Raw genomic sequence first — 15,337 nt, forward strand, 5'->3', positions numbered from 1 at the left:
AGAACGTGGACTCGGTCGTCGAGCTCAACCGGGGGCAAGTCGAGGGTATTCAAATGCTTCTAGCAGCAAACAGTAAGATTCAGCTCAGTCTAAATGAGCGACAGCAAGAAATCAGGAGGTTACAAAGCGATGTGCAAGAAATCCGTATTTGGGCTGATCAGTCTTTGCCTGCTGATATTGTCAGGTTGCGGGAGCGCCCGGCCGCGCGAGGTGCCGCAGATTACGCTAAACCAGTGCCCACCGGTAGTGCCTTGCGTGATGCAGGCGGCGAGTCCACGAACGAACGGCGAATTGAATCTGGTATTAGAGCAAACTGAAGCCGATTGGGCTTTGTGTGCGGCCCAGGTCGATATGATTTACAACTGTCAGCAAAAGGCCGCTACTGATGCTCAAGCCCGACGCGATCCGTGAAATTATCACACGAGCGAATCCATATCTTCGACGCGACCCAGATAAGCTTCAGGTCTTTTTAGATGCTGGCCGCGTGGTCTCTCGCGGGGCGGCAAGCTTGTCTTATGAGTATCAATACACGCTTAACGTCATAGTGCAGGACTACCCAAACCATGCGGATCAAATCGTCTTGCCGATGCTGGCCTACCTTCGTACGCAGCAACCAGAGCTTTTTGAAAACCAGGAGCGTTCAAATAACCTGATTCGATTCGATGCTGAAATTTTGAATCAAGACACTATTGACTTGTCGCTTCAGGTCGACCTGACTGAGCGTGTCATAGTTAGCGAGGTCGATGGCCGGCTGAAGGCTGCGCACGTTGGTGAACCTGTGCACCCAGACTTCCCACTTGAGGGCGTTTCGATAGAGCTGGTAGATAAGTCGAGTGGCGAGTCGTTGGGTATATTCAGCGTTCCTGCCTGGGCGCCCAAGTTTTGATGGTTGACGATATCCAACAGATTGATGATTGGATTGCTGCGTTGCTGCTGCAAATCGACCCTGCTCAGAGGCGGGCGGTTAATCGGCGTGTGGCCTACGAACTTAGACGGTCACAGGCCTCTCGTATAGCTAGTCAGAGAAATCCTGATGGAACCGCCTACGCACCTCGCAAAAGTCAAAGCAAAGGCCTGCGCAGCAAGAAAGGTACGATCAAGCGTAGGGCAATGTTCGCCAGATTGCGCACGCAAAGATATCTTAAGGTGGAATCCGATTCGGATGGTCTTAGCGTGGGCTTTCGCGGCCGTGCCGGCATGATAGCCATTGTTCACCAGTACGGCGACAAGCACACATCGCGCACGGGCCAACAATTTATTACTCCAAAGCGGGAGCTACTGGGCTTAAGCAAACAGGAACTCGACTCGATTGCTGACGCCTACTTAAGGCACCTCGCCGCGCTCGACTGACCTTTCGGTAACTTGGTAATACAAACCAGCGCCCACGCACGCGCGTAAGCAATTGCCCATCATGTCGGGTATGAGTAACGAAGAGCTTGCCCGCCTAATTCAGAATCTGATTCGCATTGGAACGATCATGGACATCGACCACGGCGACCCCCCCCGTGTTCGCGTCAAAACAGGCAATTTGCAGACCGATTGGCGTCCGTGGTGCGAGCGCCGTTCGGGGCAGACAAAGACGTGGGATCCTCCTACCCGCGGTGAACAGGTTATCTTGCTGTCGCCGGGCGGCGATATAGCCGGCGCGTATATTCTTTGTTCGTTAGGATCAGACTCGAATCCGCCACCAAGTCACTCGCCCGATGAAACCGTACGTCAGTACCCTGACGGCGCCGTGGCCAAGTACAACCATGCGACTGGCGAGTTCATCGTGACAGGCATCAAAAGCATGCTGATCCACGCGTCTGACTCTATTACGCTGAAGGCTGGTAATTCTGTCACCCTGGATACACCTCAAAGCACATCAACCGGCAAGCACACCATTGAGGGTTTGCTGTCTTATCTGGCGGGGATGTCCGGACAGAACGGGGAGGGTGGCACAACTTCGATCGAGGGGGAAATCGTTCATTCGGGCGGCAATCTTTCCTCTAATGGTGTTGTGGTTCACTTACATATCCACGGTGGAGTGCAGCCTGGTGGTGCCAATACGGATGGGCCTAAATGAGCATTGGTATGAACCCAGAGTCGGGGCGCTCAACCGTAGACGTCGAGCACCTGCGGCAGTCGATCAACCAGATACTTGGTACGCGGGTTGGTACCCGCATCAAACGCCGGACATTTGGCAGTTTGCTACCCGAACTGATTGACCAGCCAATGAATGAATACACGGTCATTCAACTCTACGCAGCTACCGCGACGGCACTGGCTATGCACGAGCCACGGTTGCGACTGAATCGCGTTTCACTGGTGGTTGATGCAAATAATCCGGGGGGTGCCGAATTGGAGATCTCTGGAACGGCCATCCTGGAAGGGCGTCGACGAGCTGTTTCCTTAACGGTTCCAGCGTATCAAGGATCTACTGCATGACATCCTCTTCACCTATCGACTTGTCGTTGCTTCCAGTGCCAGATGCGCTGGAGGTGATTGATTTCGAGAGTATTTATTCCGCAAGAAAGCAACGGCTGGTGGATTTGTTTTCCGAAGATGTGCGGCAGGAGGTGTATGAGACTTTGGCTCTCGAGTCCGAGCCCATGTCGAAGCTGATGCAGGAGAACGCCTACCGTGAAATGGTGATCCGCGAACGCGTCAACCAATGCGTGCGTCGCGTGCTGCTGGCATTTGCGAAGGGCTCTGATCTGGATCATATCGGTGCGAGGTACTACGTATATCGTCTGGTTGTTCAAGCGGCTGACCCGAATGCTTCCCCACCTTTACCGCTAATCATGGAAAGTGATGAGGCCTTTCTTGAGCGCATCCAAGATGCTTATGAAGGTCTGTCTGTTGCTGGGCCGCGGGCGGCCTATGAGTTTCATGCACGGTCTGCCGATGGTCGTGTCATCGATGCCAGGGCTATTAGCCCCGTGCCGTGTGATATCGAAATCTACGTTCTTTCGTTCGAGGGCGATGGCACAGCCAGCCCGGAGTTGCTGGCCACTGTTGCAGATGCTGTTAACGAGGAGGATGTTCGGCCGTTAGGCGATCGGGTCACAGTGCTGTCAGCTGAGATCGTCGATTTTCAGGTACAGGCAAAGGTACATATAAAGACTTCTGGCCCTGGGCGAGCTCAGGCGCTCGATCTTGCCCGGCAGCAAGTAACCGATTATGTGAGCCGTCGGAAGCGGCAAGGCCGGTCGGTATGGCTGTCAATGCTGGATGCGTTGATGCACGTAGAGGGGGTTGAACGCGTTGAAATAATTCAACCCGCTGCTGATATTGTCTTGCTCGACAGTCAAGCAGCGCGTTGTACGGCGATTGAAATAATGGATGCCGACGAGGCGTCGGGTGCTTAGTCAGTATGGCCAGAATTACGCTATTACCCCAGAACAGCACGCCTTTAGAGCGAAAAATTGCAGAGGTTGGTGCAGACATCGAATTGGTGGACGCCACAGTCATCGTTCAGGTAACCCGAGCTGATACGGCGCCGGCCGCTTTTTTACCCTATCTCGCGTGGGAAGTGTCTGTCGACCGTTGGTCCGAGTCGTGGCCCGAGGAAACCAAGCGTAAGGTAATCCGCGAAGCGTTCTATGTGCACAAGCGCAAGGGCACCATTGCTTCTTTGCGTCGGGTAGTCGAGCCTTTTGGCTACCTGCTTAAAGTCGTTGAATGGTTTCAAGATGATCCAGTTGGGCCTCGCGGGACGTTCCGGCTTGAGATTGGGGTGAACAACGAAGGCATTACCGAAGAGGTTTATCGCGAGCTCGAGCGGCTGATTGACGTCACCAAGCCATTGTCGCGCCATATGCTGGGCTTGAGCATTACCTTGCTAAGCCGAGGGACTTGCTACGTCGGTGCAGCGACGTTTTTAGGTGATACGACAACGGTCTATCCCCCAGACCCCAAGGACATTCAAATTTCTAGCGTACCTGCTTACCAGGCCGCGACACACATTATCGATATCCTAAGCGTGAGGCCACAAACATGAGCCAGATTTTCTTTACTACCCTGACCGCCATTGGTGAGGCTAAACATGCAAATGCAGCAGTTACTGGTACCAAGGTCAATTACGCCACTATGGAGGTCGGCGACGGTAACGGTGTAGTTCCAGTACCTAGCCGCATCCAGACCAGCCTGGTCAACATGGTTCGTAGTGCAGCTATAAACACGGTCATGGTTGACCCAGACAATAGTTCACAGATTATTGTTGAGCAGGTTATCCCTGAGGATGAGGGGGGGTGGTGGATCCGCGAAATCGGCATTCGAGATCTGGCCGGTGACTTGATAGCCGTGGCAAGCGTGCCGCCCACATATAAACCAGTTTTGGTCGAAGGCTCTGGTCGCAATCAGGTTATCCGGGTGGTATTGCTGCTGGCCAGCACGTCGGTTGTTTCCTTGAAGATTGATCCATCCATCGTCATGGCCACCCGCAAGTATGTCGACGATATATTTGCAATGCCGTCTGGGGTAATACCTGGTGATTATGGCAACGAGACTGAGTACCCGATCTTTACTGTCGACAGCCGGGGCAGAGTTGTTGCCGCCGGAGTGGTGAAAACGACATCGGTCTGGGACGCTATTCCTGATGAGAAAATCGGCGACATCATTTTCGTCAAAGGACTTGGCGAAATGTGGTGGACGGATAACGAATGGTTGACCGGGTACCGAACCAAGTCGTGTGGTATGCCGGCGCAGACCTTAGACCGTGCAGCCCGGTCATGGACGATCGCGCTTCGTGGCGGCACATTTGATAAAACCTTGCCCAAGTACAAAGGGCTGTTCTCCTGGATTCAGGAGAACGATCTGCTGGTGCCCTCGGCCGACTATGTAGACGGTGAGGGGTATTTCGCGGAGGTAGGCGGGAACATGGTAAAGGTGCCAAATCAGGACAATATGTTCTGGCGAAATTTAGGAACTGACGCTGACACTGCAAATGCGGCGGTCTTGGGTGAATACAAGCAGCACTCGCTTGCAGAGCACCAACATGGAATCTCAAACACCCCTCCAAATACCAACGTCAATGCCGTCGTTACCGGCGTGTTTAACTTCTATGCGGGGACGGGAACGACGCAAATGTCTACGTCATACGGTGCAGCTGAGACCGCACCTGAACATACAAGGTTCACACCAGTTATAAATTTATGATTGGCGTTAAAGCTGCATTTAATCCTCGAGTTTCTGAGGCTGCGCGCGGGGTCCCATTAGATCCGTCTGCAATAGGTGCTCTAACGCCGTTAATAGACAGGGAAACCGCGTTTGCCCCCGATCCTGGCACGCTTTTCTCCGAGCCTGTCGGTACCACTGTTTGTTGCCCAAACAGTTCGTGCCAGTGGCCTTGAAAGGCATCGAATTGTCTGGAACCAAGCGTCCGCGCATTTGCAGCGGGGTGTACACCTTCCTGCAAATGCGAGGGTGTTGGGATCGAAGCAAGTACAGGCGGTGCAGCGACTTCCGCTCACCGCGAACCCAGGCTATTCGCTTATTCTTGGCAACGGGGCACCAGCAATTGATGCCGGCGCTGCCGGTGCTTCGTATAAAGCTCTTAGTCCGGAGACTGCATTTGGCGTTGGTAGTGGCACAGACACTAGGCCGATAAACACCGCTTTTTTGCCTCTCATAAATTTATGACAGGTAGAAAAGCAGCGTTTATCCCGCGAGTTTCTAAGGCTGTGCGGGCTGCGCGGGAGGCATCGAAAAAGACATTAGTGAAAGTTCTTGACTGGCCCGATGCGGGGCCACTGTTTGTGCCCGCCGATGTATCAGCAAACATCGCGCCACTAGGACTGTAAAAATCAGCAAGTTGAATATTGGCAACGATGTTTTGCAGGGCATCGGATTGAGTCGTCCCTAACGCCCTCGCATTTGCAGGCAGGTGAACGCATCTCTGCAAATGCGCGAGCGATCGGGTCAAAGCAAAACGCTCAGGTGAGAGTTAACAACACCGGTTGGCGAATCATCGGAACAGATGCTGTAACACTAGCGTATTCGATTGGCGTAGGCTCAACGCAGGGCTATTCATCGATAAACGCACTTCTGCCAGATGCCGGGGCAAAGGAAACCCGCCCGACGAACACGGCACTTTTGCCCGTCATAAGTTTATGAACGGCATAAAGGCGGCATTGATTGGACTCGTCTCTGGGCCTCCTGATGCTCTTAACGATCCTGAATGCACCGGGGCGCCACTCGCGCTTAAATATCCAGCTACTGCGCCAGCGGCATACGTATTTAACACGTTATACATCGCGGGGCTTCCTGGCAGCTCGCCCCACCCGTGCTCATGACTTCTGATGCTGTCATTTTTGTGCGTTCCAAGCAGTCTCGCATTTGCAGTGATAATGCGGCCTTTTTATATTTTGTTTTTTCATCCATTTCCGGGTGAGGGGTGGCTTGCAAAATATTGAGCGGAGGCCCATTGTGCGATACAGCCTTCGTCACGAAAAATTGGTGCGTATTTCTCATGAACTGACCACTCAGGGGTAGCCACATTTACAAATATGCTTCGTTCTTCAGTGCGCTGTTGATAGCTGTCAAAAATTTGATTCCCGTATTGTGCCGATAGAAGGACGTGTAAAGCTGCGACAGCGTCCAGCGCGTGCTCGAAGTTTGCTTGGTCGATGTTATCGCCACGGTTGTGTTTCACAGCGTTGTATGCTCGGTACCATGGAAGGCTATTGGTCGGATGGTCCTTGCTCCAATTGGCAAAAGGAGCAAAAGTTTTGATTGATGGGTACTGAATTAGCTCAGCTTTCCATTGGTCGAGTTTTAATAGGTCTAGACATATTACGTAGTCACGGGTCGAGTACCTGTCTTTTTCGGGGTAGCCGTTCTCAGTCAGGACCTTTAAAAGGAGGAACTCTACTTCGGTACACGTTAGTATCAATAACTCCCGGATTTTGTGGCCGTAACTAACGAAGTTTTTTGGATGGGGTTCTAGCACGTCAAACAAGCTATCTAGCGACGTTTGGATATTTCGGTATGCCCTCATGTCAAGATGAAAGGCATCGTTTACGTAGTTGAAGCGAATGCTTCCGCGATTCATTCTAGGGAAGTAGTACCCAGGCTGGTCAACTTGTACGACGTCCTGAACTATATGGCTTACGTTTTCTGCATACTTGCGAATAAAAAAGCTGATTGCGTCAGCCGAGGGTGAGTCTCGATCACCTTTAATGTATCCGCTGTCAATTTGTTGTTCCCACAAGTGCCATCGGGTGCACTCGTATATGTCTAAGGGGTACAGCTCGAGGAAAATATGTACGATGTCGTCATCTTTTTGAAAGATGCCGTCTCGGCCATCTTTATTCTTGAATACGAACGTCTGAAGCATGGTTCACCTTGATATTGTGTTGATCGCCGAAAGTTTCGCAGGAATTTAGTGCTGGCGCTGCGTTCAGTACGTTATCCCAGATACACAAACCCAACCAATAGCCGGTCGCGCGCGCGTGGGGCATAGTGCCTTCATTACTTTGAGGCCACGAACATGCAACCCATTACCGTTTACCGAATCGACCCAAAGACCAGACTCTTTATGTACCCGGAGTCGGTGCTTCCGGACCCTGATGGTGAGTACCTGGTACCGGGTAATTGTGTCTTGGTTGCACCGCCGCAGGCTGGTGAAAACGAGCGGGCGCGTTGGGGTGATGAGCTCCCATTACTGGATCCGAATTTTGGCCGACCTGGTACGAGTGCTTGGCAGATCATCGGCGACTATCGGGAAGCAGACCTTTATCTAACATCAGACGGTAGCAAGTACGAAATTGACCAGGACGTCGACGGCCAGGCCTACGATGGCATTGGCCCGCTACCCAGCTGGTTGACCTTGTCCGAACGGCCCAGCAAATACCACCACTGGGCAAGCGGTACATGGGTGCTCAACGAACAAGAAGAGCTGGCTGCGTTGATCGCTGAAAAAGTTTCCGAGCTGTCCAGAGAGTGTCAGGCACAAATCTATGCCGGATTCGCTTCGTCGGCCTTGGGCGAAGAACATCACTATCCGGCGCTGGCTACCGACCAACAAAACCTCACGGCATCTGTGCTTGACTCGACAGTGCCGGGTTTGCCCGAGGGCTGGCAAACCCCGTTTTGGTGTTCTCTTGGCGGCGTGTGGGATTTCCGCATGCATTCTGCAGAGCAAATTCAACGCGTAGGCCGTGACGCCAAACTCGTGATTCTTGCTTGCATGGCCCATAACGCGGCCTTGGCCAGCGCGGCCCGCAGTGCACAAAACAAAACGGCGCTGGAGTCCATTGTGTGGACGGCGCCGGAAATCGCATAAGCAAAGGCTTGTAAAAGACGCGGCGTTGTACGGGGTGCGTCAACACCCGGTACAACCCGCTTCAGCAGAGTAGGCCTGCATGAAATGGCCAAGGCCGCGCCACCTGTCGACAGGCGGGCCAAGGTTATCATGAATAACAGGTTGTCACATCATGCATTCCCCCATTATTCCTTGGATTGGCGGCAAACGTCGCCTGGCCAAGACATTGATTCCCTTATTTCCTGAGCACCAATGCTATGTCGAGCCCTTTGCCGGCGGTGCGGCTATGTTCTTTCTGCGGCCGCACCCGGCAAAGGTCGAAGTGCTAAACGACAAGAACAGCGAACTGGTCAACTTATACCGGGTCGTTCAACACCACCTCGAAGAGTTGGTGCGCCAGTTCAAGTGGGCGCTGGTAAGCCGCGAAATGTTCAAGTGGTTGAAGGTGACGCCACTTGAAACGCTCACGGACATCCAGCGTGCGGCGCGGTTCTTCTACCTGCAGCAAATGGCCTTTGGTGCGAAGGTGGCTGATCAAACTTTTGGCACGGCAACTACGACTAAGCCAGGGCTTAATCTGCTGCGTATTGAGGAGAGCTTGTCGGCTGCGCATCTGCGCTTGGCCCAGGTGTTTATTGAGCACTTGCCATGGCAAGACGTCGTTAAACGCTACGACCGGGCCCACACCTTCTTTTTCATGGACCCGCCCTACTGGCAGACCACCGGCTATGGAAATGACTTCCCATGGTCTGAATATGAGCAGTTGGCCGTCACGCTGGCCAGCCTCAAAGGCAAGGCGATTGTTACGCTGAACAATCATCCCGACGTACGTAAACTGTTCAAGGGGTTCAGTATGCAGTCGGTCCCTATCCGCTATACCGTGGGTGGCGGCAGCGGCAATCAGGCCAGTGAACTGATCATCCAAAGCTGGGTCTGAGAACCCTGATTTCGGGGGCTTGATGTAGGAATCCTCAGACATGCCCAGCCTCTTGCCCCCGGGCGTTACGCAGCTTCTCGATCTGTCGCTTGCCAAGGGCGCTACGTGCCAGCTTTTGAGCAAGCTCCCGCCCGTGTGGGTGGTAATAGCGAAGCAACATACGGGTGTCTTTATGCCCGGTGACCTTGGCCAGCTCGTGCATTTCGAAAACTGTGGCCAGCATCGAAGTCGACTCGTGGCGAAGGTCGTGAAATCGTAGGTCGTTGAAGTACTCATCGCGCGGTTTGCGCCCATATTTGTGGCACAGGTCTTCATACTGTCTGCGTGCCTTTTCTCGGGCACGAATAAATGCGCGCGTAATTGCCTCTGGGCTGATGCTGAAAATTTCCCCCCGGGTTGGTTTGTTGGCTACAAACTGTCGCAGCAGGTGCTTTGCCAAGGGCGTCAGCGGCACGAACCGGGAGTCACCGTTTTTGGTCATGGCCAGAAAGATTGTGCCGTGTACCAGGTCGATATTTTCTCTGCGGATTCCTGCGATTTCAGAGCGACGCATCCCAGTTTCTGTGGCCAGTGCCATGATGATGGGCAGCTCGGGGCTACGGGTCGCGTTGACTAACCACTCTAGCTCGTTACGAGGGCACTGCGCTGTGGGTACCCCACGCAGCATAATTCGAGTGTAGATGCGACGTGTGCGTCCGTTTTGAACCACTGGCCGACGCACGAGTTGCACAGGGTTGGCCAACATACTCATGCCCCAGTCTTTTCGGGCAACTGTGTAAAGGTGGGATATGATCGCCAGCCTTCGAACTACCGTGGCAGGCTTCAGGCTCAGTAGCCATTCGTCGCGCATTCTGATCAGGTCGGCGCTGAAGATACTGCCTATAGGGCGCTGGGAAAGTGGTGTCTTTAACCATACCTTCGCCAGCGAGTGTTCGTTGTGGCCACCTCGTTTGGCAACCGAAATTTCGGCAAGGTACCGCTCTAGCGCGCTAGCCAAAGTTGGAGTAGTCTTTCGGCGCAGGCTCTTTCGTGAGATAGTTTTCATAATTAGAAAAAAATTCACGATGTTCGGCTGTACCTGTTGCATAGGGCCAATTACTGGCTTTTTTGGTATGGCTTTTTAAGCAATAACAGCCGCATAAAAATGGTGTTTCCTTAACGCCGACGTTTCCCACCTTTGCAATAGCCTATAAACAAGCCCCGAGTGCTGAAAGAAGCAGCTCGAGGCGTCAGCATGTCGACTATTCACTCCACCGTCATTTGCAGAGGTCGAACATGGCTACCGATTATCACCACGGCGTACGCGTCACAGAGATTGACGGCGGTTCACGCCCAATTCGCACTATCTCAACGGGCATTGTGGGATTTGTGGGAACTGCCGAAGATGCTGACCCCGATTTATTTCCGTTGAATCGTCCCGTATTGCTGACCAATATCCGGTCAGCGGTGGGCAAGGCCGGAGACACCGGAACCCTTGCGCGAACCCTTGATGCCATGGCAGCACAGACATCCCCATTAACCATTGTGGTGCGTGTGGAAGAGGGTGTTGATGATGCCGCGACTACAGCTAATGTCATTGGCACCACCACTGCCGGCGGCCAGTACACAGGGTTGAAAGCCCTGCTTGCCGCTCAAAATGGGGCGCCACGCTTAAAGCCCCGAATTCTAGGTGCGCCTGGTCTTGAAAATGCGTCTGTCATTGCGGAGTTGGCCACCATCGCGCAAAAACTCCATGGGTTCGCCTACGCGTCGGACTTGGAAAGCGCCACCAAAGAAGAGTGCGCAGCACTACGTGAGACCTTTGGCCAGCGTGAGCTGATGCTGATCTGGCCCGAGTTCACGCGCTTCGACACCGCAACCGCTACCGAAAAGGCAATTGCCGCCAGTGCTGCTGCGTTGGGGTTGCGCGCCAAACTGGACGAGGAAATTGGCTGGCATAAGACGCTGTCTAACTACGTCGTCAACGGCGTGACAGGTATCTCGAAGGACGTGTACTGGGATCTGCAGGATCCGGCCACTGACGCGGGGTACCTGAACGAGAAGGACATCACGACCCTGATTAATGACACAGGTTTTCGCTTCTGGGGCAGCCGTACATGTGCCGGCCCGCAAAGTCTGTATCCGTTCGAGAACTACACGCGTACTGCCCAGGTCGTGCGCGAGACCATGGCCACGAACCATTTTTGGGCAGTAGATGGGCCAATGAACCCTTCATTGATTAAAGACATTCTTGAGGGCATAAATTCCAAGTTCCGCGAGTGGAAGTCTCTTGGCTATTTGATCGATGGCCAGGCCTGGTTCGATCCCGAGCCCAACACCCCCGAGGTGCTTTACTCGGGCAAGGCCTACATTGATTACGACTACACGCCGGTGCCGCCCTTGGAAAACCTGAACTTTCGTCAGCGCATCACGAACCGCTACCTGGTCGATTTTGCACAGCGCATTATTCAGGCCGCTTAACGATAGTCATACGCCTGGCCGTTAAAGGTCGGGCAGTCACACCACATACCGGAGAAAGCCATGTCGCTGCCCCGCAAGATTAAAAATTTCAACCTGTTCAACGAAGGCCAAAATTACATTGGCCAAGTATCCGAAGTCGTACTGCCAAAACTCACGACCAAAATGGAAGAGTACCGAGGCGGCGGTATGGACGCACCAATCGACATCGATCTGGGTATGGAAAAACTATCCATGGAGTGGTCTGTTGGCGGGATCATCAAGCAAGTTCTGACGCAATACGGCAGCCTTACGCATAACGGTGTGGGCCTGCGGTTTGCAGGGGCACTCCAAAGCGATGACCTCGAAGAGGTCAAAGCCTTGGAGATTGTTGTGCGCGGGCGTCATAGCGAAATCGACATGGGTACCGCCAAGCCCGGCGACGACACGACGAAAAAGATCACCTCGTCGCTGAGCTACTACAAAGTGACGTTGGACGGCGAAGAAATCATTGAGATTGATATCCCAAATATGGTTAAGCGCATCGGCGGCAAGGATCTGATGGATCCGTTCCGCTTGGCGCTTGGCCTGTAACCACTAACTATCGAGGCAGCAATGACGCAGCATCAATCCGAAACCAACCAAGCCGTTGCGGTTAAAGAAGACACCGAATCCGGCCGCACCGACTTTGCATCAGTGCAACTCGACTACCCCCTGAAACGGGGTAAAACAGTTGTGGAAAGCGTGACGATCCGACGTCCAAACGCAGGGGCCTTGCGCGGGCTGAGTCTGATCGACGTGGTCATGATGAACGTCACGACGTTGCAGAAGCTGTTGCCACGGATCACCGAACCTGCATTAACCGAAGTGGAAATTGCGCAACACGTTGACCCGGCCGATTTGGCTGCAATGGGTGCCGAGGTGGCCGGTTTTTTGGTCAAGAAGAAGGACAAACAGGCCTTCCAGTAAGCGTTGATGAAGCCATGGCCGATTTGGCCATGGTGTTTCACTGGGCGCCGGATGTGATGTGCGGCATGTCGGTACCGGAATTAATGGAATGGCGGGAAAGAGCCCGCAAGCGTTCACAGCCCGAATCCTAGCGGGTGCAGGGTCAACAGGCATGGTATGGACAAGACCCTACAACTAAAAATAATCGCAGGTCTGCAAGACAAGCTGTCTGCGCCGCTCAAGCGCCTGCAAGGCTCTTCTGGGCAGACGGCGTCGTCGCTTAAAGAGCTGCGCGATAAGCTCAAAGACCTTGAGTCCACCCAGCGTGCGGTGGGCCAATTTCGAGAGCTTAAGACCGGTCTGTCGCAAACCGCGTCGAGCCTTCAAGCTGCCGAGGGGCGAGTCGCAGAGCTGGCACGTGGCATTAAAAACACACAAGAACCTACCGCTGCAATGCGGCGAGAGTTCGACCAGGCCGTTCGGGCAGCCCAAAGCCTTAAGACCCAGCACGGTGAGCAATCGCAAAAGTTACAGAGTCTGCGCAACGACCTCAACCAAGCGGGGGTATCTACTCGGAACTTGGGTGCGAACGAACGCGAGCTTCGCAACAACATTTCCCGCACAAATGAGCAGCTGGCTCAGCAGCGCGAGAAGCTCGCGCAGGTGGCCCAACAGCAGCGTCGATTGAACGAGGCACGTGAAAAATACGGGCGTACGCAGCAATTGGCTGGCAGCATGGCCGCCGGTGGTGCAGCCGGCTTGGCTACGGGTTCAGCAGCCCTTTATGCCGGTGCACGGCTTATGGCGCCCGGGGTGCAGTTCGATGCTGACATGAGCCAGGTGCAGTCTTTAACCAGGCTTGAGAAGGATAGCGAGGAGCTTGCCGCATTGCGTGCTCAGGCCCGCCAGCTGGGTGCGGACACCATGTTTAGTGCGACCGAGGCGGCTGCTGGGCAGGGCTTTCTTGCGATGGCTGGCTTTGGACCCCAGGCAATTATTGAGGCGATGCCCGGCTTGTTGGATATGGCTAAGGCCGGTGGCAATGAGCTGGCTGAAACGGCTGACATTGCGTCCAATATTCTTACTGGTTTTGGTATCAGCGCAGATCAAATGGGTCGCGTGGGAGATGTGCTTGTTGGGGCGTTCACTCGGTCTAATACAAACCTGGCCATGTTGGGCGAGACGATGAAGTACGCAGCACCCATCGCCTCGAGTCTTGGGCAAGATATCGAGACCGTTGCTGCAATGGCCGGCAAGCTGGGGGACGCGGGGATTCAGGGCGGTATGGGCGGGACAGCGTTGCGTGCCATATTGAACAGGCTTTCTGCGCCGCCCAAGGCAGCAGCTGAAGCATTGGATACGCTTGGCATCTCTGCGGCTGATGCAGACGGCAACCTGCGCTCGATGCCGGAGATACTTACCGAGATCTACGAAGCCACCAAGAATTTGGGTGATACCGAGCGTGCGGGGTTGCTAAAAGGCCTTGCAGGTGAAGAAGCAGTAAGCGCACTGCAGGTGTTGGTCAAACAAGCAGGCTCTGGCGACTTGCAGAAATTTATTGCTACCCTGCGTGAGACTCAAGGCGAGGCCGCAAAAACCGCCAAAGTTATGGGTGACAACCTGGTCGGTGATTTGGACGAGTTGAGCAGCGCATGGGAAGACCTGGGCATTCAGATGCAAGAGCAGCAGAACGGTGTGATGAGAGATACGGTAGTCATGTTGACCGATATCGTTGGCGCCGTAAAAGCTTGGGTCGTAGAGAATCCCGCTCTCGTGAGTGCTTTGGTGCAAGTTGCCGCGGTCATGGCTATGGTGATCGCGGCCGGGGGTGCGATCACTGTCGCGTTAGCCGGCATCATTGGGCCATTTGCAATGCTTCGCTATGGGATGACTATTCTGGGTATAAAGGGTGCCGGTGTGGGTACGATGCTGACTACTCTTGGCAGTAAAGCGCTCCCGTTGGTCACCGGGGCTATTTCGGCATTAGGCAAAGCGATTTTGGCGAACCCTATAGTGGCTGCGATCGCCGCCATTGCTATTGCGGCATTCCTGATTTACCAGTACTGGGAACCTATTAAGGCTTTCTTTTCTGGCTTGTGGGATCAGGTTAAAGCCGCTTTTGACGGGGGTGTCTCGGGTGTCGCCGCGTTGATTCTAAACTGGTCACCGGTGGGGCTTTTCTACCAGGCTTTTGCTGCCGTTATGAGCTACTTTGGCGTGGAACTGCCCGGTAAGTTCACCGAGTTCGGCTCCATGTTGATGCAGGGGTTGATCAACGGCATCAGCAGCATGGTAAGTGGCGTTAAAGATGCCGTGGTCGGTGTCGCAGACAGTACGGTTGGCTGGTTTAAGGAAAAACTGGGTATCAATTCGCCGAGTCGGGTATTCATTGGTTTCGGTGAGAACATTTCCGAAGGCGCTGCGCAGGGTATCGAGCGTGGCCAGGCGTTGGCGGCAAACGCAGCCAAAGCACTGTCGGCAGGTGTCCTGGCAGCTGGCGCTATGGTTCCCTCGTTCGCACAAAGCTTGCCGGCAGTCAGTTTTGACAAGCGGCCAGGCATTACCAGTCAGAGCGTATCTGCAAGCCCGTTGGCGGTGTCAAGCGCGACGCCAATCACCATCGAGGGCGATCGTGTAGAAATTCACATCCACGCGGCGCCTGGCATGAGCCCTGACGATATCGGCAGGGCGGTCGCGGCCGAACTTGACCGGCGCCAACGCGAGAAGTTGGCCCGGTCCCGCTCTGCACTTTCTGATTATGGGAATTAGGT

17 protein-coding genes are annotated in these 15,337 nt (G+C 54.1%); 15 read left to right on the forward strand and 2 right to left on the reverse strand.

Annotated elements, in window-relative coordinates; translation table 11 throughout:
* Positions 1-129 precede the first annotated feature (129 nt).
* The 8 genes from lysC to CHR62_RS03630 all read left to right on the forward strand — a co-directional run bounded on the left by lysC (position 130) and on the right by CHR62_RS03630 (position 5,139).
* Positions 130-411 (forward strand): Rz1-like lysis system protein LysC, encoded by a 282-nt coding sequence (gene lysC / locus CHR62_RS15795; protein WP_123660204.1) that lies wholly within the window; start codon positions 130-132, stop codon positions 409-411.
* On the forward strand, positions 386-886 hold the full coding sequence (locus CHR62_RS03600; protein ID WP_123660046.1) for a phage tail protein: 501 nt from the start codon (positions 386-388) through the stop codon (positions 884-886). The genes lysC and CHR62_RS03600 overlap by 26 nt, the downstream gene beginning before the upstream one ends.
* Entirely contained in the window at positions 886-1,350 is a 465-nt protein-coding gene (locus CHR62_RS03605) for a phage virion morphogenesis protein (protein WP_123660047.1), read from the forward strand. The genes CHR62_RS03600 and CHR62_RS03605 overlap by 1 nt, the downstream gene beginning before the upstream one ends.
* Positions 1,351-1,411: 61 nt before the next feature.
* A complete protein-coding gene (locus CHR62_RS03610; RefSeq protein WP_123660048.1) occupies positions 1,412-2,065 on the forward strand; it encodes a phage baseplate assembly protein V in 654 nt (217 codons plus the stop codon).
* Positions 2,062-2,427 carry a GPW/gp25 family protein gene (locus tag CHR62_RS03615; RefSeq protein ID WP_123660049.1) on the forward strand — a complete coding sequence of 122 codons (366 nt, stop codon included), beginning with the start codon at positions 2,062-2,064 and terminating at the stop codon, positions 2,425-2,427. Before CHR62_RS03610 ends, CHR62_RS03615 begins: the two co-directional genes overlap by 4 nt.
* Positions 2,424-3,350 (forward strand): baseplate J/gp47 family protein, encoded by a 927-nt coding sequence (locus CHR62_RS03620; RefSeq protein WP_123660050.1) that lies wholly within the window; start codon positions 2,424-2,426, stop codon positions 3,348-3,350. The genes CHR62_RS03615 and CHR62_RS03620 overlap by 4 nt, the downstream gene beginning before the upstream one ends.
* Before the next feature lie 5 nt (positions 3,351-3,355).
* Positions 3,356-3,982 (forward strand): phage tail protein I, encoded by a 627-nt coding sequence (locus CHR62_RS03625; RefSeq protein ID WP_123660051.1) that lies wholly within the window; start codon positions 3,356-3,358, stop codon positions 3,980-3,982.
* Positions 3,979-5,139, forward strand: a complete 1,161-nt coding sequence (locus CHR62_RS03630; protein WP_123660052.1) for a phage tail protein — start codon at positions 3,979-3,981, stop codon at positions 5,137-5,139. Before CHR62_RS03625 ends, CHR62_RS03630 begins: the two co-directional genes overlap by 4 nt.
* Positions 5,140-6,355: 1,216 nt before the next feature.
* Here CHR62_RS03630 and CHR62_RS03635 read toward each other — a convergent pair.
* Entirely contained in the window at positions 6,356-7,318 is a 963-nt protein-coding gene (locus CHR62_RS03635; RefSeq protein ID WP_123660053.1) for a hypothetical protein, read from the reverse strand.
* A 153-nt stretch (positions 7,319-7,471) separates the two neighbouring features.
* Between CHR62_RS03635 and CHR62_RS03640 the strand changes: the two genes are divergently transcribed.
* A complete protein-coding gene (locus CHR62_RS03640) occupies positions 7,472-8,266 on the forward strand; it encodes a hypothetical protein (protein WP_123660054.1) in 795 nt (264 codons plus the stop codon).
* 151 nt (positions 8,267-8,417) lie between these two features.
* Positions 8,418-9,182 carry a DNA adenine methylase gene (locus CHR62_RS03645; RefSeq protein ID WP_123660055.1) on the forward strand — a complete coding sequence of 255 codons (765 nt, stop codon included), beginning with the start codon at positions 8,418-8,420 and terminating at the stop codon, positions 9,180-9,182.
* 34 nt (positions 9,183-9,216) lie between these two features.
* On the opposite strand, the gene CHR62_RS03650 is transcribed toward CHR62_RS03645, so the two are convergent.
* Entirely contained in the window at positions 9,217-10,227 is a 1,011-nt protein-coding gene (locus tag CHR62_RS03650; protein ID WP_123660056.1) for a site-specific integrase, read from the reverse strand.
* A gap of 230 nt (positions 10,228-10,457) precedes the next feature.
* Here CHR62_RS03650 and CHR62_RS03655 point away from each other — a divergent pair, with 230 nt between their 5' ends.
* From CHR62_RS03655 to CHR62_RS03675, 5 genes are read left to right on the forward strand one after another with little or no spacing between them, the layout of a single operon-like run.
* Positions 10,458-11,642 (forward strand): phage tail sheath protein, encoded by a 1,185-nt coding sequence (locus CHR62_RS03655; protein WP_123660057.1) that lies wholly within the window; start codon positions 10,458-10,460, stop codon positions 11,640-11,642.
* 60 nt (positions 11,643-11,702) lie between these two features.
* Positions 11,703-12,212 carry a phage major tail tube protein gene (locus CHR62_RS03660; RefSeq protein ID WP_123660058.1) on the forward strand — a complete coding sequence of 170 codons (510 nt, stop codon included), beginning with the start codon at positions 11,703-11,705 and terminating at the stop codon, positions 12,210-12,212.
* Between the two features lie 21 nt (positions 12,213-12,233).
* Positions 12,234-12,587, forward strand: a complete 354-nt coding sequence (locus CHR62_RS03665) for a phage tail assembly protein (protein ID WP_123660059.1) — start codon at positions 12,234-12,236, stop codon at positions 12,585-12,587.
* A 14-nt stretch (positions 12,588-12,601) separates the two neighbouring features.
* A complete protein-coding gene (locus CHR62_RS03670; RefSeq protein WP_123660060.1) occupies positions 12,602-12,718 on the forward strand; it encodes a GpE family phage tail protein in 117 nt (38 codons plus the stop codon).
* Between the two features lie 25 nt (positions 12,719-12,743).
* Positions 12,744-15,335, forward strand: a complete 2,592-nt coding sequence (locus CHR62_RS03675) for a phage tail tape measure protein (protein ID WP_123660061.1) — start codon at positions 12,744-12,746, stop codon at positions 15,333-15,335.
* Positions 15,336-15,337 lie beyond the last annotated feature (2 nt).

The sequence above is a fragment of the Pusillimonas sp. NJUB218 genome, assembly GCF_003788685.1.
Taxonomy (GTDB): domain Bacteria; phylum Pseudomonadota; class Gammaproteobacteria; order Burkholderiales; family Burkholderiaceae_B; genus Neopusillimonas.